Here is a 23,051-nt window from a genome sequence, read left to right as displayed (position 1 = left end):
CACGTCACCCCCCGACCCGCGCCAGCACCTCCCCCGTCTCCCTGCTCCACGCCACCACCACGGCCTCCTCGGGCACCGGGTGCCAGCGCGTCAGCAGCAGCCAGCGCACGTGGTAGCGGCGGACGACGGCGGCACGCCCGGCGCGGGTCGAACCGGGGGCCAGATAGGCCCGGACGTCGGCCGCCCGGCGTTCCCGCTCGCGCTCGTCCAGGGCCGGGTCGGGCCGGACGGGCGCGGCGAGGTTCGGCCCGTACCCGGCGAGGGAGTGACCGGCCGGATACCCGTCGGTGATCACCACCTCGCCCGGCCCGATGTGCCGTGCCGCCCAGTCGTACGCCGGCCAGCGCGCGGGCTGTGCGAACCCCACCGGGTCGACCGAGCGCGGCACGACCGCCCCGGCGTGCACGGTGACGAACCCGGCGCACGCTCCGGCCGCCGCCGCCCCGCCCAGCACCTTCCGGGCCCGCCGCCAGGGCCGGGGCGCCGTCAGCTCCACCGCGAGCGCGCACTGCGGCGGCACCAGGACGGCCCACAGGGCCATGGCATACGTGTGGTGCCCGCTCACCCAGCCGTACCCCACCAGCGAGCACTCCAGCAGGAACATCAGCACCAGCGGGTCCCTCACCGACCTCCGGGCCCGCACCCACAGCGCGGGCACGCCGAGCAGCGCCAGCCAGGAGTCGGCGACCATCTCCTCGTACAGCTGCCGGTGCGTGCCGTCCATGCCGGAGTCGCCCATCAGCGCCAGGACGTCGTAGTACGGCCACGACACCGCGACCGCCCCGCAGGCGGCCACGGCGAGCGCCCAGCGCGCCACGACCGGCCGGCGCCACCCGCGCTGCCGGGACGCCACGATCGCCACCGCGCCGATGAGCGCCGAGGCCCCCGTGACGGAGTGCGTGAGCAGGATCAGCCCGTACAGGGCGCCGAGCCCCGCGTACCCCGGCCGGCCGCCGAGCCCGCTCGGACCGACGAACCGCACGGCGGGGGCGTCCTCACGCGCACGCGTGGCCGTCCAGGCCCACGCCCAGAGCGTCAGCCCGATCGCGAGTGTGGACGGATAGCCCAGGTTCGTCGTCATCGGCATCAGCCCGAGCCGGCCGCTCCACAGGATCCGCGCCGTGCCCCACAGCAGCGTCATGAACAGCAGGGCCGGTACCGGCGCCCAGGGACGCGGGGTGAGGGTCCGGACGAAACGGCCGAGCCCCGTCAGCAACACCAGCAGGTGCACCGGCCCCGCGAGCTTCACGACCCCCCAGCCGGACAGCCCCGTCAGCCGCGCCAGAACGCCCTGCGCGACGGCGTACGGGCCGTAGTACGGGCTGCCCTCGCCCGGCAGGTCCGCCATGGTGTGGGCCGGATGGAGCAGATCGGCCCTGAGCCGCTCCACGACCGCCGCGTGCAGTCCGGCGTCGCAGCACAGCGGGACCCGCCAGTACGCCAGCGTCATCACCAGCCAGAACAGGGCGCCGAAGAACTGGTACGGGGTGAGCCGCCCCACCCGGCCGCCGCGCAGCGCCGTCGCACCGCGCACGGTCCGCCGGACGAGGACCGAGGCGCTCACAGGACTGCTCACAGGACTGCTCGCAGGACTGGGGGAAGGGTCTGGGGCATGCGCCGAATGTTCCCGCCCTACGCATGCTCTGACCCCGGGTCACCTCATCGGGTCAGTCGCAGAGCGCCCTCTCCGCCGTCGCGGGCCAGCGCGCGAACCGGAACCCCGTCCGCTCGACGGACCCCGTGAGGTTCCGCCAGAACCGCTCGGCGGTGAGCGGGGCCCGCACCGACTGCTTCAGTTCGGCCAGTTCGCCGCAGTCCAGCGCGGCCCGGGCCGCCACGACCGTCTCCAGAGAGGACCCGGCCCGCAGCAGATCGCGCTGCGGCGGATGCTGCGCCGCCCACTCCGCGAAGACCCAGTGGTTGCGCAGGAACTTCTCGTGCCCGGGCCAGCTCCACCGCTCCAGCGCGAGATGCGCGCCGACGGGACTGGCCAGCCCCCAGGCGTCGTTGACGTAGGCGTCGAGCGGCGCCGCGGCTCCCGTGACGCCGAGATGACGGCCGACGATCACCACGTGGTACCGGGAGTCCGGCCGCATCGGCGTGGCGTGCAGCCGCCGCCCGGCGTCGAAGTACAGCAGCGTCGGCCCGGGCGCGCGCACGGCCTGCGCCAGCATGCCCCGCCCCTCCGGCAGGGCGGGCCAGTTGGCCACCCAGGTGGCGGTGCGCACCGGGTTGTGGTCGCCGAGGGCCTCCACGTCGGAGCTGCGCACATTGAAGGAACCGGGCGTGTCGCGCACGTCGAACGGCGTCCGCAGCGGGCTGACCGCCGCGCACAGCCACACCAGCAGCAGCGCGCTCGCCACGCCGGTGAATCGGTTCGCCGGCACGACCAGCACCGGCAGGAGCAGCAGCAGAAGGGCGGGCAGGATCATGCGCGCGTGCATGTAGTCACCGCCGACGCGGATGACGTACCCGGACAGCAGCAGGCCCGCGGCCAGCGGAGCCAGCACCACCGCGAGCGAGGTCCGCCCCGGGGCGCGGTCCCGCCGTTCCCGGCGCGTGCGCCGCACCAGCAGGACGGCCAGCGCGCCGAGCACGGGGACGACGGGCCACAGCCAGTAGGGCCCGAGCGTCTCCTGTACGTATCCGGCACCCCGGCTCCAGTCGCTGGCGCTCGCCTCCTTGGCGATGGCGGGCAGCGGCACCAGGATCCCGTAGTACCCCGCCCGGAAGACCTCGTAGGCCAGCGGCAGCGCTCCCGCCGAGGCCAGCATCGCGGCGGTGCCGCGCCGGGAGGGACGCAGCACCCACCACTGCGCCGCCAGGAAACACGCCGTGACCACCGCGAGATCGGGCCGGACCAGCGGACCCAGCCCGAACACGAAGGCGGCCGCGTACACCGGCCGGGCCTCCTGCCCGCGCCGGGTGCGCGTCAGCAGCCACCACGACAGGCCGGTCCAGAAGGCGCCCAGGCCGCTCTCCAGACCCGAGGTCATGTACGACCAGAACGGCGGCACGGCCAGCAGCACGCACACACCCGCCGGGAGCAGCAGCCGGGCGCCCCGGTGCAGCCGGCACGTGGCGTACAGGGCGAGCCCGAACCCGGCGGCGCTCAGCAGCAGCCCGAGTCCCACCGCGAGGAACGCGGGGTCCTCGCCGGTGACCCAGGTGGCGAGCGCGAGCAGCCACTGCCACAGGGTGCCGGTCGAACTCTCCGCGCGCTCTCCCACGTTGAACACGGGCCCGTTGCCCGCCAGGATCTGCCGGACCGGACGCAGATAGATCAGCCCGTCGTCGCAGATCCAGCGCCGCCGGTAGCCCAGCACGAACAGGGCCGCGGTGGGCACGGCGACCAGCGCCGCGTGCCACCAGTGCACCGGCCGCGGCCGCTCGGCGGCGGCCGGCGGCCGGGCCGAGGCGGCCCGCTGGCCGGGCAGGGAGGGGACGGCCTCGGGGGTGGCGGGTGTTCTCATCGCTCGACCAGCGCCTCGGACCTCGCACCCGCACCCGCGGTCCGGCGGGCCGCGGGCAGCAGCGCACCGCCCCGTTCGCCCAGCATCAGCAGACGTACGACCCGCTCGGCCGCCTGCCCGTCCTCGAACTCGCAGTACCGCTCCCGGAAGCCCGCCCGCAGCCGCTCCGCCTCCCTGTCCTGCCAGGTGCCGGACGCGAACAGCCAGGCCAGCTCCCGGTAGGAGCGCGACACATGCCCCGGCGCTTCGGCCGTGATGTCGAAGTAGGCACCCCGGCTGGCCGCGAACGCGCCCCAGTCGTCGGCGTGGACCACGATCGGCCGGTCGAGGAGGGCGTAGTCGAACATCAGGGCCGAGTAGTCGGTGACCAGCGCGTCGGAGGCGAGCAGCACGTCCTCGACGTGCGGCTCGTCGGTGGTGTCCACGAGGACACCCCGCCGGTGCAGCTCGGCCAGCCCCAGGCCGCGCGCCACGCCCCCGGCCAGCGAGGGGTGCAGCCGGACGACGAGGGTGTGGCCCGGGCCCAGGTCCTCGGCGAACCGGGCCAGGTCGAACCGGTCGACATGCCCGCCCTTCCGGTAGTCGCGCCGGGTCGGCGCGTACAGCACGACCGTGTGACCGGCGGGGATGCCGAGCCGCTCGCGCACCTCCCGGCCCCGCTCCGGGCCCGCGCCGACCAGGACGTCGTTGCGCGGACTGCCGGTCCGCAGCGAGGCGAAGTGGCACGGGTACGCCCGCTCCCAGGCCCGCTCCGCGTGCAGTCCCGCGACCAGGCTGTAGTCCCAGCGGTCGGCCCGGCGCAGCATCTGCGGCACATCGAAGCCGTGCCGGGCGCCCGGCTTGGTCAGCAGGTCGGCGCCCATGTACTTGAGCGGAGTGCCCTGGTGGGTGTGGATGTGGACGCTGCCGGGCCGCTTGGCCAGGGTGCCGGGCCAGTTGACGTTGTTCACCCAGTACGTGGCCCGTGCCATGACCTCGTGGTAGCGCCGCGAGCCCGGTGTCACATGGTCGATGCCGGGCGGCAGCGCGTCCACGGCGTCCTCCCGGACCACCCACACGCCCCGGATGTGCGGGGCGATCTCGCGTGCCTTGGCGTGGATCGCGGCCGGGTCGCCGGACACACCCCGGTGGTGGGTCGCCGAGTAGACGGCGAGCTGCGGATCGAGCGGGCGCTTCGACTGGGCCGCGTACCAGGTGCGCAGAGCGGTCCCCGACGCCTTCCGCACCACCCGCCGCTTCCTGCCCAGGGCACTCGCGCGCAGGTCCCGCAGACCCCGCACCGCCGCGTACGACGCGTAGGGCACCGAGGCGAGCAGCCGCATCTCGACCCCGCGCCAGCCGTCCGGCTCCGGGAAGCCGCCCTCGGGGAGGTGCCGGCGGTGGAAGGAGCGGATCTCGCGGTAGAAGTCGCCCCGGTCCGCGGGCCGCACCCGGTCCTCACGGGCCAGCACGAACAGCATGTGGTCCAGCGCCCGCTCCAGCAGCGGCGGACGCGCCCAGTCGAGATCGGGGCGCTGCTCCAGGAACGCGAACAGACCTTCGTACTGCGGGAAGATCTCGAAGTGCCGGCGCCCCGGCGTCTTGGTGATCGAGCCCTGCCGGCGCTGCCGGTACTCCACCCCGATCCGGCCCAGACAGGCGATGCGGTCCGCCAGCACCATCGACCGGTAGGTGACCGGCGCGTCCTCGTACAGGCCCGCCGCGTACTCCAGGCCGTTTTCCTGGAGGAAGGCGCGCCGGTAGGCCTTGTTCCAGGCGACCAGGAACAGGTTCAGGTACTGCGGGCTCTCCCGGATGCCGAACGTCTCCGTGCCCGCCGCGGCCAGCAGGTCCGCCGCCTCACTGCGCCCGCCCCTGCCCCACCAGTAGGTGCGCACGTGGTCGAAGACCAGGATGTCCGGGTCGCCGGTCGCCTCGAGACGCGCGGCGACGGCGGCCAGCAGACCCGGCGTGTAGCGGTCGTCGCTGTCGAGGAACAGGACGTAGTCGCCGGCCGCCTGCTCCCGTCCGGCGTTGCGGGCCCGGCCCAGGCCGACGTTCTCGGGCAGGTGCAGCACCCGCATCCGGGTGTCGCGGGCGGCGTACTCGTCGAGGATCGCGCCGCTGCCGTCGGGGGAGCGGTCGTCCACGGCGATCACCTCGAAGTCGCCGTACGACTGGGAGAGCACCGAGTCGAGACACTCGCGCAGGAAGCCCTGCACCTTGTAGACGGGGACGATGATGCTGAAGCGGGGCACTTCTTCGGTCAGCTCCTTACGAGGGTGGCGGCGGGGGCCGGGACGCGCTCCGCGAGCGGGATCACGGGCGGGATCGACTCGGGCGGCTCCCGCAGCAGCACCCGGCGTACGACGCGCTCGGCGGCCCGCCCGTCGTCGAACTGGCAGAAGCGCTCCCGGAACGCGGCACGCAGGGCCGTCGCGGACTCGTCCGCGTAACCGCCGTCGACGAAGGCCGCCGCCAGCTCCTCGGGCGTACGGGCGACCCGGCCGGGCGGGAGCTCCATCAGGTCGAAGTAGACGCCCCGGGTCTCCCGGTAGACGTCCCAGTCGTCGGCGTACACGACGATCGGCCGGTCCAGGTTGGCGTAGTCGAACATGATCGACGAGTAGTCGGTGATCAGCGCGTCGGCGGCCAGGCACACGTCCTCGGAGGACCGATGCCCCGTGACGTCGATGATCCGGTCGCCGCCCCGGCCTGGCCCCTGGTCGTAGAAGTAGTGGGCGCGCAGCAGCACCACGTAGTCGTCGCCGATCGCCTCGCAGAACTCGGCCAGGTCGAGGCCGGACGCGAAGCCGGTGGCGTAGTCGCGGTGCGTGGGGGCGTAGAGGATCGCCTTCTTGTCCTCGGGGACCCCGAGTTCCTTGCGGACGCGGGCCACGTCCTCGGCGGACGCCGTGTAGAAGACGTCGTTGCGCGGATAGCCATACTCGAGGGTCTCGTGCGCGCCGGGGAACGCCTTCTCCCACATCTCGGTGGAGTGCCGGTTGGAGGTGAGGTTGTAGTCCCAGCGGTCCATCCGGGCCAGCAGCCTGGCGAAGCTCCCCGTCGCCGCGGCCACCACGGGATACGTCGCCTGGTCGGCGCCCATCGTCTTCAGCGGGGTCCCGTGCTGGGTCTGGAGGTGCGTGCTGCCGGGGCGTTTGACCACGGCGTCCGCGAAGTTGGCGTTGTTGACCAGGTACTGGGCGCGGGCCAGCGCCTCCCAGTACTTCCGGCTGCCGATCACCGCGTACTCCACGTCCTTCGGCATGCCGTCCACCGCGTCCGGCTCCACCAGGAACACCGAGCGCAGATGCGGGGCGAGTTCGCGGGCCTTGGCGTGGATCGCGGCCGGGTTGCAGGCGTAGCCGCGGCCCCAGTACGCGCAGTACACGGCGAGGTTCCTGTCGAGGGGGAGGCGCAGGTTCGCCGCGTAGCGCAGGCGGGTGCGCAGCCCCCGGGGGCGCGGGAGCAGCGCGGCGGCCCGCAGCGCCCTCTGGTTGGCGGCGCGCAGGGTGCGGAACGCCGGGTACGAACCGGCCGCCAGCAGCCGGTGCTGGACGCCGAGGCTGCCGCCGGGCGCCCGGTAGCCGGCCGGGCGGTGCCGCCGGTAGAGCGCGCCCGCCCGGCGGAAGAAGGCGCGGCGCCCGGCCGGCAGCCGCCGGGGGTGGGCGGCCGTCTTCAGTACGGCGGCGAAGAGCTGTGTGAACAGCGGCTTCAGCCGGTCCCCCGAAAGCCCCTGCTCCGCGGCCCGGGTCAGCACCAGCTCGGCCTGGTCGAGCAGCTCGGCATGGTGCTCGCCCGGAAGGTTCAGCCGGTTGCCCTGCCGGCGCAGCAGATGCCGGACGACGACCGTGCGCAGGGCCGCCACCCGCTCCGCCCGCAGGGCCACCAGACCGCCGAACCCGACGTCGGTGAAGTGGTCGCCGGGGAAGGTGATGTCCCGCTCGGTGAGGAAGGCCCGGCGGTAGACCGCGCTCCACGCCGGGAGCGTCACGCCCGTCAGCTCCGGGGCCCGGTCGGGGGAGAAGACCCCGTCCGGCGTCCTGGCCAGCAGGGGCGCGGCCGGGTTGGCCGGCTCGCCCTCCCACCAGGGGGCGCGCTCGTGCTCGGCGTACAGCACGTCGACGTCGCCCACCGCGCTCAGCCGGGCGTCCAGCGCCGCCAGTGCCCCCGGGACCAGGACGTCGTCGCCGTCGAGGAACAGCACATGGCCGCCGACCGCCGCCCGCAGCCCGGTGTTGCGCGCCCCGGCCAGTCCGGCCGACGGCGGGGAGTGCACCGGCGTCACCCGGGAGTCCCGCTCGGCGTACCCGGCGACGACGTCGGCCGCAGGTGCGTCGGGTGCGTCGCACACCGGGATCAGCTCGAAGTCGCCGAACGACTGGGCGAGGACCGAGTCCAGCGCCAGGGACAGCCGGCCCGCGACCCCATGGGACGGGACGACGATGCTGAAGCGGGGCATTCTGCTCTTTCTGTCGAGGGCCTAAGAGGGCCTAAGAGGGCCTAAGAGGGCCTAAGAGGGCCTAAGAGGGCCTAAGAGGGTCTTCGGGGGGCTTCGGGCTTCGAGGGGCTTCGAGGCTTTTCAGGAGCGGGGCCGCCCGGACGGACGCCAGGACGGCGGCCGGCTGGGGGTCGGCCGCGACGGGCTGGAGGGCATGGGGACTCCCCGGAGTGAGAACCGTGGTCAGGGGTGGTCGGTGACGTTCGGGGGACCGGCCGGCCGCGGCACCGTGGCGAGCGGCTCACGCGCCAGCGAGGCCGCCGCCGACGGCACCGGCCGGCGCTCGTCGAGCGGGACGACCGGCGGCAGCTCCGACTCCCCGAGAACGACGCGGCGGACGACCCGCTCGGCGGCCCGTCCGTCGTCGTAGGCGCAGAACCGCTCGCGGAACGCCGCGCGCAGCTGGGTCGAGCGGGAGCCCCGCCAGTGGCCGGTGGCGAAGATGTCGATTAGCTCGTCCTCGCCGCGCGCGAGGGCGCCCGGCGGGGAGGCGCGCAGGTCGAAGTAGGTGCCGCGGGCCGCCTCGTACGCCTCCCAGTCGTCGGCGTGGATCACGATCGGCCGGTCCAGGTTGGCGTAGTCGAACATCAGGGACGAGTAGTCCGTGACCAGGGCGTCCGAGGCCAGGCAGAGCGACTCCACGCTCGGGTGGTCGCTGACGTCGACGACCCGGCCGCAGGTGGTGGCCAGCGGGGCGCCGTAGGCGTGGTGGGCACGGGCCAGGACGACGAAGCGCGGGCCCAGACGGCGCACGATCCGCTGGAGGTCGAGGGTGCGGTGCTGGGAGCGGCGGTAGTCGCGGTGGGTCGGCGCGTAGAGGATCGCCACCGTGCCCTCCGGGATGCCCAGCGAGGCGCGCAGCCGGGCCACGTCCGCCGCGGTCGCCGTCCGGAACACGTCGTTGCGGGGGTAGCCGTACTCCAGCGTGGTGTAGCGGCCGGGGTGGACGCGCTCCTGGGTCAGGGTGGTGTGGCGGTTGGCCGACAGCACGTAGTCCCACTGGTCGACGCCCTTGAGCAGCCGGGCGAAGTCCCTGCCGCGGGCGGCCGCCGGGCGCTCCTGGAGGTCCAGGCCGATGTGCCCCAGCGGGGTGCCCTGCCCGGTCTGGATCAGGACCTGGCCCCGGCGCTTGACCAGTCGGTGGTCGAAGTCGGTGTTGCTGACCAGGTACCGGGAGCGGGCGAGCGCCGTCCAGTAGGCGGCCGTGCCGGGCACGAGGCAGCGCGGGCCGGGCGGGCTGGCGTGGTGGTGCTCCGGACGGGCGATCCATGCCGTACGGATGTGCGGCGCGAGGCCGCGGATCGAGGACTCCAGCGCGCCCGGGTTGCAGCTGTGGCCGCGGCCGTCGTAGGCGGCGAAGACGGCACGGTCGGAGCGCACGGGGAGGCAGCGCTGGACGCCGTAGTGGACCCTGAGCGCGGTCGTCCGCAGACCGTGCAGCAGCTTGCCGGTGGTCCTGGCGGCGGCGCGGTGCAGGGCCGACGCCAGCTGGAGCGTGCGGTAGGTGCGGTGCAGGCCGAAGCGGATCAGGGTGTGGTGCACCCGGGCGCGCAGGGAGGTGGGCGGGAGCGGGGTGCGGTAGCGGCGGTAGTGGGTGCGGGCCCGGCGCAGGAAGTCTGCCCGTGAGCCGCGTGGCAGCCGGTCCCGCCGGGAGTACACGATCGCCAGGTGGTGGACCATGCGGCGGAACAACGCCGGCCGCCACCGGTCCAGTTCGGGGCGCTCCTCGAGGTACGCGAACATCCGGTCGTACTGGTCGAAGACATCGAAGTGCCGCTCGCTGGTGGTGCGCAGGATGCTGCCCATCCGCCGCTGCCGGTAGTGCACGCAGACGCGGTCGAGGGTCGCGATCGACTCGGCCGTCATCAGCACCGGGTACGTCCACGGCGTGTCCTCGTAGTAGCCGGGCGGGAAGACGAACCCCTGCTCCTCGACGAACTCCCGCCGGTAGGCCTTGTTCCAGGCGACCATCAGCAGCTTCAGCAGACCCGGCCGGTCCTCCAGGCGGAACGGGGCAGGGCCCTCCTCGGTGAGCTGCAGGGCCGCCTGGTTGCGGACCGCCTCGCCCGTCCAGTACGTGCGCGCGTAGTCGAAGACCAGGACGTCCGGCTCGCCGGTCTCCTTCAGCCGGTCGGCGATGGAGCGCAGCGCGTCCGGCGTGAGGGTGTCGTCGCTGTCGAGGAACAGCAGGTAGTCGCCGCTCGCGTGCGCCACGCCGGCGTTGCGGGCGGGGCCCAGGCCGACGTTCTCGGGCAGATGGACGGGCTGTACACGCGCGTCGCGGGCGGCGAACTCGTCGATGATCGCGCCGCACGCGTCCGGCGAGCAGTCGTCGACGGCGATCAGTTCCAGATCGGGACAGGACTGGGAGAGCACCGACTCCAGGCACTCGTGCAGGTACGCCTGAACCTGGTACGCGGGGACAATGACACTGAACCTGGGCAAGAGGCCATCCATCGGTCGGCGCGGGCGTTCGGCCCGGGAACGGCCGGGAAGGCCACTTGGTTACGGCGGCTACGTCATCCGGGGGAATGCGGAAGGGACGGACCGCCACCGGCCCGCCCCTCCAACTGCATTGCCCCGAGGGCTACTTGACCGCTCCAGCCATCACGCCGGACACGAACTGCCGCTGGAACGCGAAGAAGACGGCCAGCGGGACCACCATCGAGATGAACGCACCGGGTGCCAGCACGTCGATGTTGTTGCCGAACTGCCGGACCTGCGTCTGGAGCGCGACCGTGATGGGCTGGCTCCCGGAGTCCGAGAAGATCAGCGCGACCAGCAAGTCGTTCCACACCCAGAGGAACTGGAAGATGCCGAGGGCGGCGATCGCCGGACCGCCGAGCGGCATCACGACACGGAAGAACAAGCGCAGTTCACCCGCTCCGTCCAGGCGCGCGGCCTCCAGCAGCTCTCTCGGGATCTCCGCGAAGAAGTTCCGCAGCAGGAACACCGCGAACGGCAGGCCGAAGCCGACGTGGAAGAGCACCACGCCGAGCACCGAGCCGAAGATGCCGATGTTGCCGAAGAGTTCGGCGATCGGGATCAGCGCGACCTGCACCGGTACGACCAACAGGCCGACCACGGCCAGGAACCACCAGTCCCGGCCCGGGAACTCCATCCACGCGAAGGCGTAGCCCGCCAGTGAGCCGATGATCACGACCAGCAGGGTCGCCGGGACGGTGATCCACACCGTGTTCAGCAGGGAACTGGTGATGTCGTCGTTCTCCAGCAGCTTCGCGTAGCTGTCGAAGGTGATCTGCGAGGGCTCCGTGAACACCTTCCACCAGCCGCTCGCCGCGATGTCCTCCGGCGAGCGGAGACTGGCCAGCAGCAGACCGATCGTCGGCACCAGCCAGAACAGGCCGACCACGATGAGGACCACCCTCACCAGCCCACCGCTGACGCCCTCGGCGAGCCGGGACCCCAGCGACTGTTTCGCCTTCATCGCCGCACCTCCCGCCTCAGCCGCCTTACGTTGAACCACATCACCGGGATCACGAGCAGCAGCAGGAACACCGAGATGGCGCTGGCGATGCCCGGCTGGTCCTCGGAGAAGCCCTTGCGGTACAGCTCCAGGGCCAGGACGTTCGCGTCGTCCTGGGAGGAGCCCGGGGCGATGATGAAGACCAGGTCGAAGACCTTCAGCACATTGATCATCAGGGTGACGGTGACGACCGCGAGGACCGGCGCCAGCAGCGGCACCGTGACCCGTCTGAACACCTGCCACTCACTCGCGCCGTCGACCCGGGCGGCCTCCAGCAGTTCCCGGGGCACGCTCGCGAGCCCGGCCGCGATCAGCACCATCGCGAAGCCCGCCCACATCCAGATGTACGAGCCGATGATGGACGGGGTGACCAGGGACGGGCCGAGCCAGTCCAGGCCGTTGTACGGCTCCTTGAAGTTGCTTGCCGGAAGCCTCAGTTGGGCCCCGTCCGCCGAGGCCGGCAGCGTGAAGGTGCCGTCGCCCGCCGCCGTCGCCGACGCCACCACCCGGCCGTCCTTCACCGCCTCGACCTTCATGCCGGCGTAGCCCAGTTCGGCCGCGTCGACCCCGCCCAGGGTGCCCACGCCCTTGCCGCGTGTGAAGTCCTGCCAGGTCGTACCGGTGATCTTGTCCGGCTCGGGCTTCGGCGCCACGGCGGCCTTCGCGCCGTCGGGCATCAGATCGGGCGCCACACCCACCAGGGGCAGCGAGACGGTCTCGCCCGCGCGGACGGGCGACTTGGTGATGAACGCGCCGCCGCCGGCCGGCTCCAGCGGCGACTCCCGGCCCGGGTGGGCCTTCGGGAACGCCGACGCCTGGGCGAACGTGTCGTGCACGCCCACCCACACCGCGTTCGCCACGCCCTTGTCCGGATCCTGGTCGTACACCAGGCGGAAGATGATGCCCGCCGCCAGCATCGAGATCGCCATCGGCATGAAGACGACCAGCTTGAACGCCGTACCCCAGCGCACCCGTTCGGTCAGCACCGCGAAGACCAGGCCGAGTGCCGTCGCGACCGTCGGCGCGAACACCACCCAGATGATGTTGTTCTTCAGCGCGGTGCGGATGCCCTCGTCGGTGAAGAGGGCCTTGTAGTTGTCTATCCCGGCGAAGCTCTCGCCGGGCTGGTCGTAGAAGCTGCGCACGACCGAGTACCCGATCGGGTACACCACGAGCGCGCCGAGCAGGACGAGCGCGGGCAGCAGGAACAGCGCCACGACGGTCCTGCGGGTGCCGGTCACACTCTTGCGCGTCTTGGGAGCGGCAGGGGGCCCGTTGCCCCCTGCCGCCGTGGCCGACGTCATGACATCAGTCTCCGTAGGCCGCGGCCGCTTCGGCCTCCAGCTTCGCCTGCGTACCCGCGATGTCCTTCGGGTTTTTCAGGAAGTCCTGCAGGATCTTCCACTCCCCCTTGCCCGGTGTGCCGCCGAAGGCCTGCGGGGCCTGGTCGGACATGTCGAAGCGGAAGTCGTCACCGGCGCCGATGAGCGCCTTGGCGATCTTCTGCTGCACCGCGTTCGGGTACGCGGAGTTCGGCACGTTCTTGTTCGGCGAGAGGTAGCCGCCCAGCTTGGCCTGGATCTGTGCCGCGTCGGGCGAGGCGAGCCAGGTCGCCAGGGCCTGTGCCCCCTTCGAGTCCTCCAGGATCACGGCCGCGTCGCCGCCCGAGACCACCGGGCCGTTGTCACCGACCGCCGGGAACGGGAACACCTTCGCGTCCGTGCCGACCTTCATGGTCGAGGGGATGTTGACCTGCGCGAAGTCGCCCGCGGCGACCATGGCGGCCTTGGGCTGGTCCCCGCCGGTGAAGACCTGGGTGACGGAGGCCGGGAAGTCGGTCTGCAACGCCCCGTTCGCCCCGCCCGCGATGTAGTCCGGCTTGCCCCAGACCTGCGCGAGCGTGGTCAGCGCGTCCTTCACGGACGGGTCCGTCCACTTGATCTCGTGCTGGGCCAGCTGGTCGTACTTGTCCGGACCCGCCTGGGAGAGGTAGACGTTCTCGAACCAGTCGGTCAGCGTCCAGCCCTCGGCGCCGCCGACGGAGAACGGGGTGACGCCGGAGTCGTAGACCGTCTGCGCGGTGTTGAGCAGATCCGGCCAGGTCTCGGGCTCGCTGGCCCCCGCGTTCTCGAAGACCTGGTTGTTGTACCAGATCAGGGACTTGTTGGCGGCCTTGTAGTAGACGCCGTACTGCTTGCCGCCCACCTTGCCGATGTCCTGCCAGCCCTGCGAGTAGTTCTCGCCGAGCTCCTTGAGGGCGTCGGAGCCGAGCGGCTTGGCCCAGCCCTTGTCGACGGCCTGCTTGATGGCGCCCGGCTGCGGCAGCATCGCGATGTCCGGCGGCTGCCCGCCGGCCACCTTCGAGCCGATGAAGTTGATGATCGGGTCCTGGGCGGGCACGAACGTGACCTTGGCGCCCGTGCGCTTCTCGAACTCCTGCAGGACCTTCTTGAAGTTGGCCTGTTCGGTGCCGGTCCACACGGCGGCGATCTCCAGGCTCGTCCCGTCCAGCTTCGGCAGGGTGACGTTGTCGGCGGTCTCCTCGGCGGTGCCCTGGCTTCCACCGCCGCTGTCGCCGTCGCCTCCGCAGGCGGTGAGCGAGAGCGCGAGCGCTCCCGCGGCGACGGCGGCCGCGGCCTTGGCGGCTCTGCGGTGCTGGGGGGTCGCCTTGTCCCGCTTGGGCGACCAGCGTGTCCGGATGGTGCTGCTCGTCATGCGCATGACTGCCCCGTTCTTCGTTCCTCGTCGAACGTCGAGCGCGCTCCCGTGCGAACTGGTCTACGCCCGGGTGTGCGGGGGCGGCAAGATGGCGTCGGCTGTCAAGCGGGGGATCGTGACCCCCTCGTGATCAGGGGCTGAACCTCTGATCACCGGGCAGGGTCGGCTTCCGGCCAGTGCCACGTACGCGTGCTCACGAGTGCTACAGAAGTGACGGAACCTCTGCCGCCGAGACCTCCCTCGCCGCCCTTTCCAGCGCGCTGGCCAACAGTGCCAGGTCGGTCGGGCCGTTTCCGAGTTCCCGCACCGGGCGCCGGGCCGGAGGGTCACCCATGCGGTGCCATTCCAGCGGTACGACCGTGGGGCGCAGGGTCGCCGTCCGGGGGATACGTCCGGTGACCCGCCCGCCCTGGAGCGGTGTGACCCGCCCGTCCGCGCAGGTCAGGCTGCCCCGGCCGGGCGCGGGCTCGTCCGGGCCGGGTGCCGGGGCGTCGAGCTCGACGCGCAGGGTGGCCCGGCGGGCCGGTTCCGTCTCCGCCGTACGGGGGCACGGGCCGGAGGCCGTCACCAGGTGGACACCCAGCCGCTCGCCCTCCCGGGCCACGGCCTCCAGCGCGCGCATCACCGAGCCGGCGGCGGGCCGCCCGGTCGAGCCGAGCGCGGGGGAGACCAGGGCGTCCAGATCGTCGACGACCACGACGAGCCGGGGCAGCGGCGACGCCGCCTCCGTCTGCCGCCGGGCCGCTCCGGGCCGCAGCCGCATGGTCGAGCTGGACGGGGAGTCGAGATCCCCGGCACCGGGCCCGGCGGCGGCCTCGGCCTGGACACCGCCTCGGGCCGTGGCCGTGCGCTGGGCGACCATACGGCCCGACAGCTCGCGACCGCTGTGCCACTCGGCGAAGTCGGACCGGCCCAGCAGCTCGGCGCGCCGCTTCAGCTCGGCGCTCAGGGACTGCGCGAACTCCCGCATCCGGACCGGGTCGTGGGCCGAGAGATGCGTGGTGACATGCGGTACGTCCGTACACACCCGCAGTCCCTCGCCGTGCCCGCCCGCACCGGGGCCGCCCCGGCCGTCGACCAGCACGATGCCCAGGCGGTCCGGCCGCTCGGCGGCGGCCAGGGAGGCGACGACCGCCCGCAGCAGCTCCGTGCGGCCGCTGCCCGGCGGGCCCTCGATCAGCAGATGCGGTCCCTGGGCCGCGAGGTCCGCGCCGACCGGGCCGCGCGGCCCGGCGCCCAGCACCGCGCGCACCCGACCGCCCAGCGCGTCCGCGTCGTCGGCCGCGTCCGCCCAGCGCGCCATCAGCGACGCCGGGGTGGCCCGGGCCAGGCCCAGCTCGTCCAGCAGCCGGGCCGCCTGGGGCAGCGGCGCGGAGACGCGCGGCTGCCGCTCACCCGTCGCGGCGTCCGTCCGCAGGGGCGCCAGCGCCCGCGCGAAGCGCTCGGCCCAGGCGGGGGAGACGGCGTCGACGGTGGCGACCGTGCCGTGACCGGCCGGTACGGAGCCCGCTCCGGCCCGGGCCACGCGCATCAGCCGCAGCGCCGTCGCCACATCCCCGCTGAGCAGCGCGACCGCACCGCACTGCCGGAACGTCGGCGACACCGCGCAGGCCGCCTCGTACGTCTCCGTGACCGGCGAGGCCGGGGAGGCGGCGGCCGTCTCGGCCAGACACACCACGTGTATACCGGCCCGCGGGCCCTCCGCCGCCAGCCGCGCCACGGCCTCGCGCAGATCGGCCCCGCCGGGGTCGCCGTCCACGACGAGCACGGTGAACGGGCCGGGGAAGGGGACGGAAGCGTCCGTACCAGGGACGTCGTCCGGGGGTCGGTGGCCTGGGGAGGGCTCGCCGGCGGGAGCCAGGGGGGTGCTCGTGAGGGGCTCGGCGCTCCCCGCCTCCGCCAGCTGGTCCTCAAGGCGGCGGAGGAGCTCGTCGGTGCGGGCCGCGGCCTGTTCCCGGTCGTGGGCGAGGAGCAGCCGGCAGTCCTGGCCGTGCCCGGGCCGGACATGCGGCAGCCAGCCCAGCCAGGACCACTCGGCGGTGCGCTCCTCCAGAGGGCGGGAGCGGTCCGCGGCGATCAGGACGATCTCCAGCATGTCGGGGGAGTGCAATGCGGTGAGCTGGGCCAGCAGGGCACGGGCCAGCCCGCCGAGCCGCGCCCGCGGCCCGGCGAGACCCAGAGCACCGACCTCGCGCAGTCCGGCGGTCACCGGCACCGCGGGCAGCAGGCCCGAGCCGTCCGGCACCGCCCGGTCGGCCGTGCCGAGGCGCACCGCGAGCGCTTCCGGGTGGCCAGGACCGCGCTCCCAGAGCCGAGGCCCCGGACCCAGGGCCGTCAGCAGCAGTGTGGCCGGATCCGGCCAGGTCTCCGGCGCCGCCGGCACGACGGCCGAGCGCTCCGCCGCGTCACCGGCCGGCTCGTCCCCGTACGTCTCGCGCGGGTCCGGCCCCTGCTCGCCGCGCCCGCCGGCCAGCCGCCGGGCCCACGCCCCGAGCCCGCCCCGCCTGCGGGGCCCTTGAGGTATGTCGGTCCCCCGGAGGGGAGTGCCCTTGCGCCCGCGCCCGGAAGGCTCGTCCGGGGAGCCTGCCGGGATGCCTGCCGGGGATCCTGCCGGGGCGCCGAGGCCGTCACCGGAACGACCGTCCCGTCCCGGACCGGCACCCTCGCCCCTGCTGTCGGCCGATGTCCCGCCCAGGTCCCGCACCCCGAAGCGCCCCGCATGGGTGTCCCCGGCACCGAGCCCCGCCTGCGACGCACCCCGCTGGGAAGCGTGGGCCGGGCCCTCGGGGGAGGCCATGGGCGACAGGCCCTCGGCGGCACCGCGCTGCCGGGGGGCCCGGACCACGCCGTCCGGCGAAGCCGCCCGGGTCCCTTCCCGGGACGCCGCGCGCGTGGAGTCCTCGGGGGAGACGGCGGCCGCGTCCCCCCGGGCCCCTGAGACACGCCGCCCCCGCGCACCCGGCACGGCACCGGACCTGCCTGGTCCGGGCCCCGGGTACGCCCCACGCTCAGCGGACCCCGGCCCCTCCGCGGCCGCCCCGGCGCCTCTGCTCTCGACCCGGGGCGCCCCGCCCTGCCCCGGCACCACGGCCGGGTCAGCGGAGTCACGCCCGGCAGTGCCCGGTGTGCCCCAGGCCGCCGAGCCGTAGGCGTGCCGCGTAGGACCGGAAAGCCCGGTCGGCGTCGGGTTGGTCGCGCGCGGCTGGGTCGTCGTGCCGTCCCCGGCAGGGCCCGGCACGCGCACGTGCCCCTCCCCGTCCGGCGTGGTGCCGACCCGGGCGCCCGGTCCTCCGGCGGGAGCCAGCCGCAGGGCCGACTCGCCGATCCGCAGCAGCGCCCCGGGCGCGAACCGGACCGCGCGGCCGCTCACCGGCCGGCCGTCCAGCGTCGTGCCGTTCGTGGAGTCCAGGTCGGCGACCGCGACGCGGCCGTCGGCGCCCACGGTCACCGCGCAGTGCAGCCGGGAGACGTCCGGGTCGTCCAGGGGTACGTCGGCGTCGGCGGAGCGGCCGATGCGGATCTCGCCGCCGTGCAGCAGGTGGACGCCGCCGGCGTCGGGGCCGGCGACCACCTGGAGCTGGGCCGGGGCGTCGTCCAGCTCGGGGTGCGGCTCCGGCTCGCCCGGCGCGCCCACGGACAGCACCGCGCCGTCGGTCAGCGGGGGCTCGCCGAGCGTGCAGCGCTGGGCGTCGAGCCGCTGCTCCCCGGCGTACAGCACCACGGTGCCCGAGCCGTCACCGCCGGAGACCACCTGGGAGAGCGCCGAGGCCACCGCCGCGAGCGCCGTACCGGCGGGGGCCGTGACCAGTACGTCGCTGCGCGGGGCGCGGCCCTGCGCCGGCGCCGACGGGCCCAGCGGGTCTACGACGGTCAGCCGGATCTGCATCGCCGTCAGCGGTCCCTTCTGCCCGGGCGCGGGGTCCCCCACCCCGCCCCAGCACGTCGGCCAATACTGCAGGCATCCTCGCACCTGCCACTGACACCGCGCCCCTCGCTCGGGAAAAGGTGATCTTGATTGGTCGGCTCTGCCCGCAAAAGTGCCTGAGAGATGACCCACAGGCGACGCCTTGAGATCGGTCACGTTCATTCCCGGCAACCACAAGACCGAGGTGAGCGTCTTTGCTTCGAACGGATGTGAGAACGGCTACGTAAGACCCACAGAAAGCCGACACGCCGGTCCCCGGCATCGCGGCACTACAGTGGGTCGGACACAGGCCAGCAGGCAAGGCAAGCAGCAGGGAGCGCATGACGTGCGGCCGGTAGGCAGCAAGTACCTGCTCGAGGAGCCGCTCGGACGCGGCGCCACGGGCACCGTCTGGCGAGCCCGCCAGCGCGAGACCGCGGGCGCCGAGGCGGCCGTGCCGGGACAGCCCGGCGAGACCGTCGCCATCAAGGTCCTCAAGGAGGAACTGGCGAACGACGCGGACGTCGTGATGCGGTTCCTCCGGGAGCGCTCCGTCCTGCTCCGGCTGACCCACCCGAACATCGTCCGGGTCCGTGACCTGGTGGTCGAGGGCGATCTGCTGGCCCTGGTCATGGACCTCGTCGAGGGCCCCGACCTGCACCACTACCTGCGCGAGAACGGCCCCTTCAGCCCCGTCGCCGCGGCCCTGCTCACCGCCCAGATCGCCGACGCGCTCGCGGCCAGCCACGCCGACGGCGTCGTCCACCGCGACCTCAAGCCGGCGAACGTCCTGCTCCAGCAGTACGACGGCCGGATGCACCCGCTGCTGACCGACTTCGGCATCGCCCGCCTCGCCGACTCCCCGGGCCTGACCCGCACCCAGGAGTTCGTCGGCACCCCCGCGTACGTCGCGCCCGAGGGCGCAGAGGGCCGTCCGCAGACCTCCGCCGTCGACATCTACGGCGCCGGCATCCTGATGTACGAGCTGGTCACCGGCCGTCCGCCGTTCGCCGGCGGCTCCGCCCTCGAGGTGCTGCACCAGCACCTGAGCGCCGAGCCGCGCCGCCCCTCCACGGTCCCGGACCCGCTGTGGACGGTCATCGAGCGCTGTCTGCGCAAGAACCCGGACGAGCGGCCCAGCGCCGAGAACCTCGCCCGCGGCCTGCGCGTCGTCGCCGAGGGCATCGGCGTGCACGCGAACTCCGCGCAGATCGCCGCCGCCGAGGGCGTCGGCATGCTCCTGGCGCCCGACCCGGCGCCGGCGCCCGTACCGGACATGTCCGGCGAGGCCGACCCCACCCAGGTCCTCCCGCAGGGCGCGGGTTCGTACGACCCGAACGCGGCGACCAGCGTCATGCCGCACACCGGCGGCCCGGCCGGCGCCGGCGACCCCACCTCGGTCCTGCCCCACCGGGGCGCTGCCGACCCGACCGCCGTCATGCCGCCGGTCCCGCCGGGGTCCCCCGGCCACCCCGGTCAGCAGGGCCAGGGCGGGCCCGAGGACCCGCACCCCTGGCAGAACCAGCTGCGGGCCGCCCGCGACCGCAACGAGCAGACGCAGGTCCAGAACTACCTCGACCCGGGGCAGGACCCGCTGCGCCGCCGCCCCCAGCGCCAGGTCGCCCGGCCGCAGCAGCCTCCGCAGCGGGGCCGGCAGCCCCAGCCCGGACCCGGCTACGGCCATCCGCAGCAGCAGCCCCAGCAGTACGCCCCGCAGCATCAGGCCCAGCAGCCGCAGCGCTACGCCCCGCCCCCGCCGCCTCCTCAGCCGCAGCAGCCCCAGCAGCCGCAGCGCGAGCCCCGGCAGCCGCGGCAGCGCAGCGCCAACCCGATGCGGATCCCCGGGCTCGGCTGCCTGAAGGGCTGCCTCTTCACGATCGTCATCCTGTTCGTCGCCGGCTGGCTGATCTGGGAACTGAGCCCGCTCCAGGAGTGGATCGGCACCGGCAAGGGCTACTGGGACCAGCTCACCGACTGGTTCGGCACGGTGACCGGCTGGATCGAGAAGCTCGGCGGGAGTTCGGGCACGAACTGACCCGAACCGGCATGCGGGGTTGGTGATTTGTCGACACCTGGCGGGTGATTTCCGCCCGGGCGGTGAAGGTTGGCACTTCCTGCGCGTAGTTTTAGCGACAACACGCGTCGGTAGGAGCAGCCTTGGCACGGAAGATCGGCAGCCGGTACACCGCCCACCAGATCCTGGGGCGGGGCAGCGCCGGCACGGTGTGGCTGGGCGAGGGTCCCGAAGGCCCCGTCGCCGTCAAGCTGCTGCGCGAGGACCTCGCGTCCGACCAGGAACTCGTCGGACGCTTCGTGCAGGAGCGGACCGCGCTGCTCGGCCTGGAGCACCCGCACGTCGTGTCGGTGCGCGACCTGGTGGTGGACGGCAACGACCTGGCGCTGGTCATGGACCTCGTCCGCGGTACGGATCTGCGGACCCGGCTGGAGCGGGAACGCCGGCTGCCGCCCGAGGCGGCCGTGGCGATCGCGGCCGACATCGCCGACGGGCTGGCGGCCGCGCACGCCGCGGGCGTCGTGCACCGGGACGTGAAGCCGGAGAACGTGCTCCTGGACATGCAGGGCCCGCTCGGCCCCGGCGGCTCCCACCGCGCGCTGCTGACCGACTTCGGCGTGGCGAAGCTCATCGACACCCCGCGCCGGACCAAGGCCACGAAGATCATCGGCACGCCGGACTACCTCGCCCCGGAGATCGTCGAGGGCCTGCCCCCGCGCGCGTCCGTCGACATCTACGCGCTCGCCACGGTGCTGTACGAGCTGCTCGCGGGCTTCACCCCGTTCGGCGGCGGCCACCCGGGCGCGGTCCTGCGCCGGCACGTCACGGAGACGGTCGTCCCGCTGCCCGGCATCCCCGACGAGCTGTGGCAGCTGCTCGTGCAGTGCCTGGCCAAGGCGCCTGCCTCGCGGCTGCGGGCCTCGGAGCTCGGGGCGCGGCTGCGGGAGCTGCTGCCGATGCTGGCGGGCATGCCGCCGCTGGAGGTGGACGAGCCCGACCCGGAGGCCGCGGAGGAGGACGACCGCGAGGAGCAGCCGGCCGGACCGGCCCCGGCCGGGGAGCGGGTCCGGCGGCGCGGCGCGGTCCCTCTCGTCCCGGGTGCGAAACCGGCCGACTCCAACCGCGACACCCACACCTCGATGCGCGTCCCCGCCCCCGACGAACTGGCAGGCGGCGCCCACGGCACGGCCCGCGCCCCGCGCACCAGTGGCACCCCACGGCCCGGCTCGGCCCGCAACCGCGCCGCCGCCCGACGCCGCCGCGTGGCACTGGGAGCGGCCGCGATCGCCCTGGCGGCCGCGATCGGCGTCGGCGCATGGCTGTCCACGTCGGACGACGACACGAGCCCCCCTCCCCAGGACACGAGGAACTCGGCCCCGCAGTCGCCCTGACGGGGGCGGGCCTGCCGATGGGGGTGCCCATGGTGCGGTGCCGCCGGACTCGGAGAACCCGGCTCCGCGCTCGCCTCGGCCCGCTCCGGAGAACCGGCGCGGGCCGAGGCCGGCGGCGGTCGGAGCCGGGGCCCGGCTGTCGAGGCCGGGTGACCGATGCCGCCGTGCCGCCGGAGACCGGGGACTCGGCACCCGTGTCCCCCTGACCCCCGGCGGCGCCGCAGGGCCTGGCGGCTTCGGCCGTCGGCTCTGCCCGCCCGGCGATGGCCGCCGGGCGGAGCCGTTACGCTGGAGGCGTGGCAGTCGTCGATGTATCCGAAGAGCTCAAGTCCCTCTCCTCGACCATGGAGTCGATCGAGGCCGTTCTGGACCTCGACAAGATGAGGGCAGACATCGCCGTGCTCGAGGAGCAGGCGGCCGCGCCGTCCCTGTGGGACAACCCCGATGAGGCGCAGAAGATCACCAGCAAGCTGTCCCACCTCCAGGCCGAGGTGCGCAAGGCCGAGGCCCTGCGCGGTCGCCTCGACGACCTGGGCGTCCTCTTCGAGATGGCCGAGGAGGAGGACGACCCGGACACCCGCGCCGAGGCCGAGTCCGAGCTCACCGCCGTGAAGAAGGCGCTGGACGAGATGGAGGTCCGCACCCTCCTCTCCGGCGAGTACGACTCCCGTGAGGCCCTGGTGAACATCCGCGCCGAGGCCGGGGGCGTCGACGCCGCCGACTTCGCCGAGAAGCTCCAGCGCATGTACCTGCGGTGGGCCGAGCAGCGCGGCTACAAGACCGAGATCTACGAGACGTCGTACGCGGAGGAGGCCGGCATCAAGTCGACCACCTTCGCCGTCCAGGCGCCCTACGCGTACGGCACGCTCTCCGTCGAGCAGGGCACGCACCGGCTCGTGCGCATCTCGCCCTTCGACAACCAGGGGCGCCGCCAGACCTCCTTCGCGGGCGTCGAGGTCCTGCCCGTGGTCGAGCAGACCGACCACATCGAGATCGACGAGTCCGAACTGCGGGTCGACGTGTACCGCTCGTCCGGCCCCGGCGGCCAGGGCGTCAACACCACCGACTCCGCGGTGCGCCTCACCCACATCCCCACGGGCATCGTCGTCTCCTGCCAGAACGAGCGGTCGCAGATCCAGAACAAGGCGACGGCCATGAACGTGCTCCAGGCCAAGCTGCTGGAGCGGCGCCGCCAGGAGGAACAGGCCAAGATGGACGCCCTCAAGGGCGACGGCGGCAACTCCTGGGGCAACCAGATGCGTTCGTACGTGCTGCACCCGTACCAGATGGTCAAGGACCTGCGCACCGAGTGCGAGGTCGGCAACCCCGAGGCCGTGTTCAACGGTGAGATCGACGGGTTCCTCGAGGCCGGAATTCGCTGGCGCAAGCAGCAGGAGAAGTAAGTTTGTCGACAAGGCAACTGCCGACGCGAGTGCGGCAGTTGCCTTTTCTGTGCCTGCATGTCTGGGTTTTACATCACACTCACAGAGTTCGACTCTCCGCATAGCCCCCAGAGTTGGACATGGCGCCCGCAAACGCCCTTGACGTGTTCTTGAAAAATGGGAAGGGTAAAGCGCGGCA

Annotated in this window: 12 protein-coding genes; 3 read left to right on the top strand and 9 right to left on the bottom strand. The window is 73.5% G+C overall.

Features of this window, described 5'->3' with window-relative positions:
- Positions 1-4 precede the first annotated feature (4 nt).
- The 9 genes from OHU35_RS16605 to OHU35_RS16565 form a co-directional block, all read right to left on the bottom strand.
- The gene (locus OHU35_RS16605) at positions 5-1,564 is read right to left on the bottom strand and encodes a hypothetical protein (protein WP_405509246.1); all 1,560 of its coding nucleotides are present in this window, start codon (positions 1,562-1,564) and stop codon (positions 5-7) included.
- 103 nt (positions 1,565-1,667) lie between these two features.
- On the bottom strand, positions 1,668-3,473 hold the full coding sequence (locus tag OHU35_RS16600) for a hypothetical protein (RefSeq protein WP_405505766.1): 1,806 nt from the start codon (positions 3,471-3,473) through the stop codon (positions 1,668-1,670).
- A complete protein-coding gene (locus OHU35_RS16595; RefSeq protein ID WP_405505765.1) occupies positions 3,470-5,710 on the bottom strand; it encodes a CDP-glycerol glycerophosphotransferase family protein in 2,241 nt (746 codons plus the stop codon). The genes OHU35_RS16600 and OHU35_RS16595 overlap by 4 nt, the downstream gene beginning before the upstream one ends.
- An 8-nt stretch (positions 5,711-5,718) precedes the next feature.
- On the bottom strand, positions 5,719-7,917 hold the full coding sequence (locus OHU35_RS16590; RefSeq protein ID WP_405505764.1) for a CDP-glycerol glycerophosphotransferase family protein: 2,199 nt from the start codon (positions 7,915-7,917) through the stop codon (positions 5,719-5,721).
- A 222-nt stretch (positions 7,918-8,139) separates the two neighbouring features.
- Entirely contained in the window at positions 8,140-10,401 is a 2,262-nt protein-coding gene (locus OHU35_RS16585; RefSeq protein WP_189723999.1) for a bifunctional glycosyltransferase family 2 protein/CDP-glycerol:glycerophosphate glycerophosphotransferase, read from the bottom strand.
- 142 nt (positions 10,402-10,543) lie between these two features.
- The gene (locus OHU35_RS16580; RefSeq protein ID WP_189723998.1) at positions 10,544-11,404 is read right to left on the bottom strand and encodes a carbohydrate ABC transporter permease; all 861 of its coding nucleotides are present in this window, start codon (positions 11,402-11,404) and stop codon (positions 10,544-10,546) included.
- On the bottom strand, positions 11,401-12,747 hold the full coding sequence (locus OHU35_RS16575; RefSeq protein WP_229872914.1) for a carbohydrate ABC transporter permease: 1,347 nt from the start codon (positions 12,745-12,747) through the stop codon (positions 11,401-11,403). The genes OHU35_RS16580 and OHU35_RS16575 overlap by 4 nt, the downstream gene beginning before the upstream one ends.
- Before the next feature lie 4 nt (positions 12,748-12,751).
- Positions 12,752-14,164: an ABC transporter substrate-binding protein gene (locus OHU35_RS16570; protein WP_189723997.1), complete on the bottom strand. Its 1,413-nt coding sequence runs from the start codon at positions 14,162-14,164 to the stop codon at positions 12,752-12,754.
- Positions 14,165-14,363: 199 nt separating this feature from the next.
- A complete protein-coding gene (locus tag OHU35_RS16565) occupies positions 14,364-18,047 on the bottom strand; it encodes an FtsK/SpoIIIE domain-containing protein (protein WP_405505763.1) in 3,684 nt (1,227 codons plus the stop codon).
- A gap of 364 nt (positions 18,048-18,411) precedes the next feature.
- Here OHU35_RS16565 and OHU35_RS16560 point away from each other — a divergent pair, with 364 nt between their 5' ends.
- The 3 genes from OHU35_RS16560 (at position 18,412) to prfB (ending at position 22,873) form a co-directional block, all read left to right on the top strand.
- Positions 18,412-20,100, top strand: a complete 1,689-nt coding sequence (locus OHU35_RS16560; RefSeq protein WP_359893904.1) for a serine/threonine-protein kinase — start codon at positions 18,412-18,414, stop codon at positions 20,098-20,100.
- 122 nt (positions 20,101-20,222) lie between these two features.
- Positions 20,223-21,470 carry a serine/threonine-protein kinase gene (locus tag OHU35_RS16555; protein ID WP_189723995.1) on the top strand — a complete coding sequence of 416 codons (1,248 nt, stop codon included), beginning with the start codon at positions 20,223-20,225 and terminating at the stop codon, positions 21,468-21,470.
- A gap of 296 nt (positions 21,471-21,766) precedes the next feature.
- Entirely contained in the window at positions 21,767-22,873 is a 1,107-nt protein-coding gene (prfB, locus tag OHU35_RS16550; protein ID WP_189723994.1) for a peptide chain release factor 2, read from the top strand.
- The last annotated feature ends 178 nt before the right edge of the window (positions 22,874-23,051 follow it).

Source organism: Streptomyces purpurascens (assembly GCF_045040895.1).
GTDB classification, from domain to species: Bacteria; Actinomycetota; Actinomycetes; order Streptomycetales; family Streptomycetaceae; genus Streptomyces; species Streptomyces purpurascens.
This window is presented reverse-complemented; position numbering and strand designations above follow the sequence as displayed.

Excerpts from the sequence above, each read along its gene's own strand:
- OHU35_RS16600 (WP_405505766.1), bottom strand. The coding sequence starts at position 3,473 with ATGAGAACACCCGCCACCCCCGAGGCCGTCCCCTCCCTGCCCGGCCAG.
- OHU35_RS16590 (WP_405505764.1), bottom strand. The coding sequence starts at position 7,917 with ATGCCCCGCTTCAGCATCGTCGTCCCGTCCCATGGGGTCGCGGGCCGG.
- OHU35_RS16580 (WP_189723998.1), bottom strand. The coding sequence starts at position 11,404 with ATGAAGGCGAAACAGTCGCTGGGGTCCCGGCTCGCCGAGGGCGTCAGC.
- OHU35_RS16575 (WP_229872914.1), bottom strand. The coding sequence starts at position 12,747 with ATGACGTCGGCCACGGCGGCAGGGGGCAACGGGCCCCCTGCCGCTCCC.
- OHU35_RS16570 (WP_189723997.1), bottom strand. The coding sequence starts at position 14,164 with ATGCGCATGACGAGCAGCACCATCCGGACACGCTGGTCGCCCAAGCGG.
- OHU35_RS16565 (WP_405505763.1), bottom strand. The coding sequence starts at position 18,047 with ATGCAGATCCGGCTGACCGTCGTAGACCCGCTGGGCCCGTCGGCGCCG.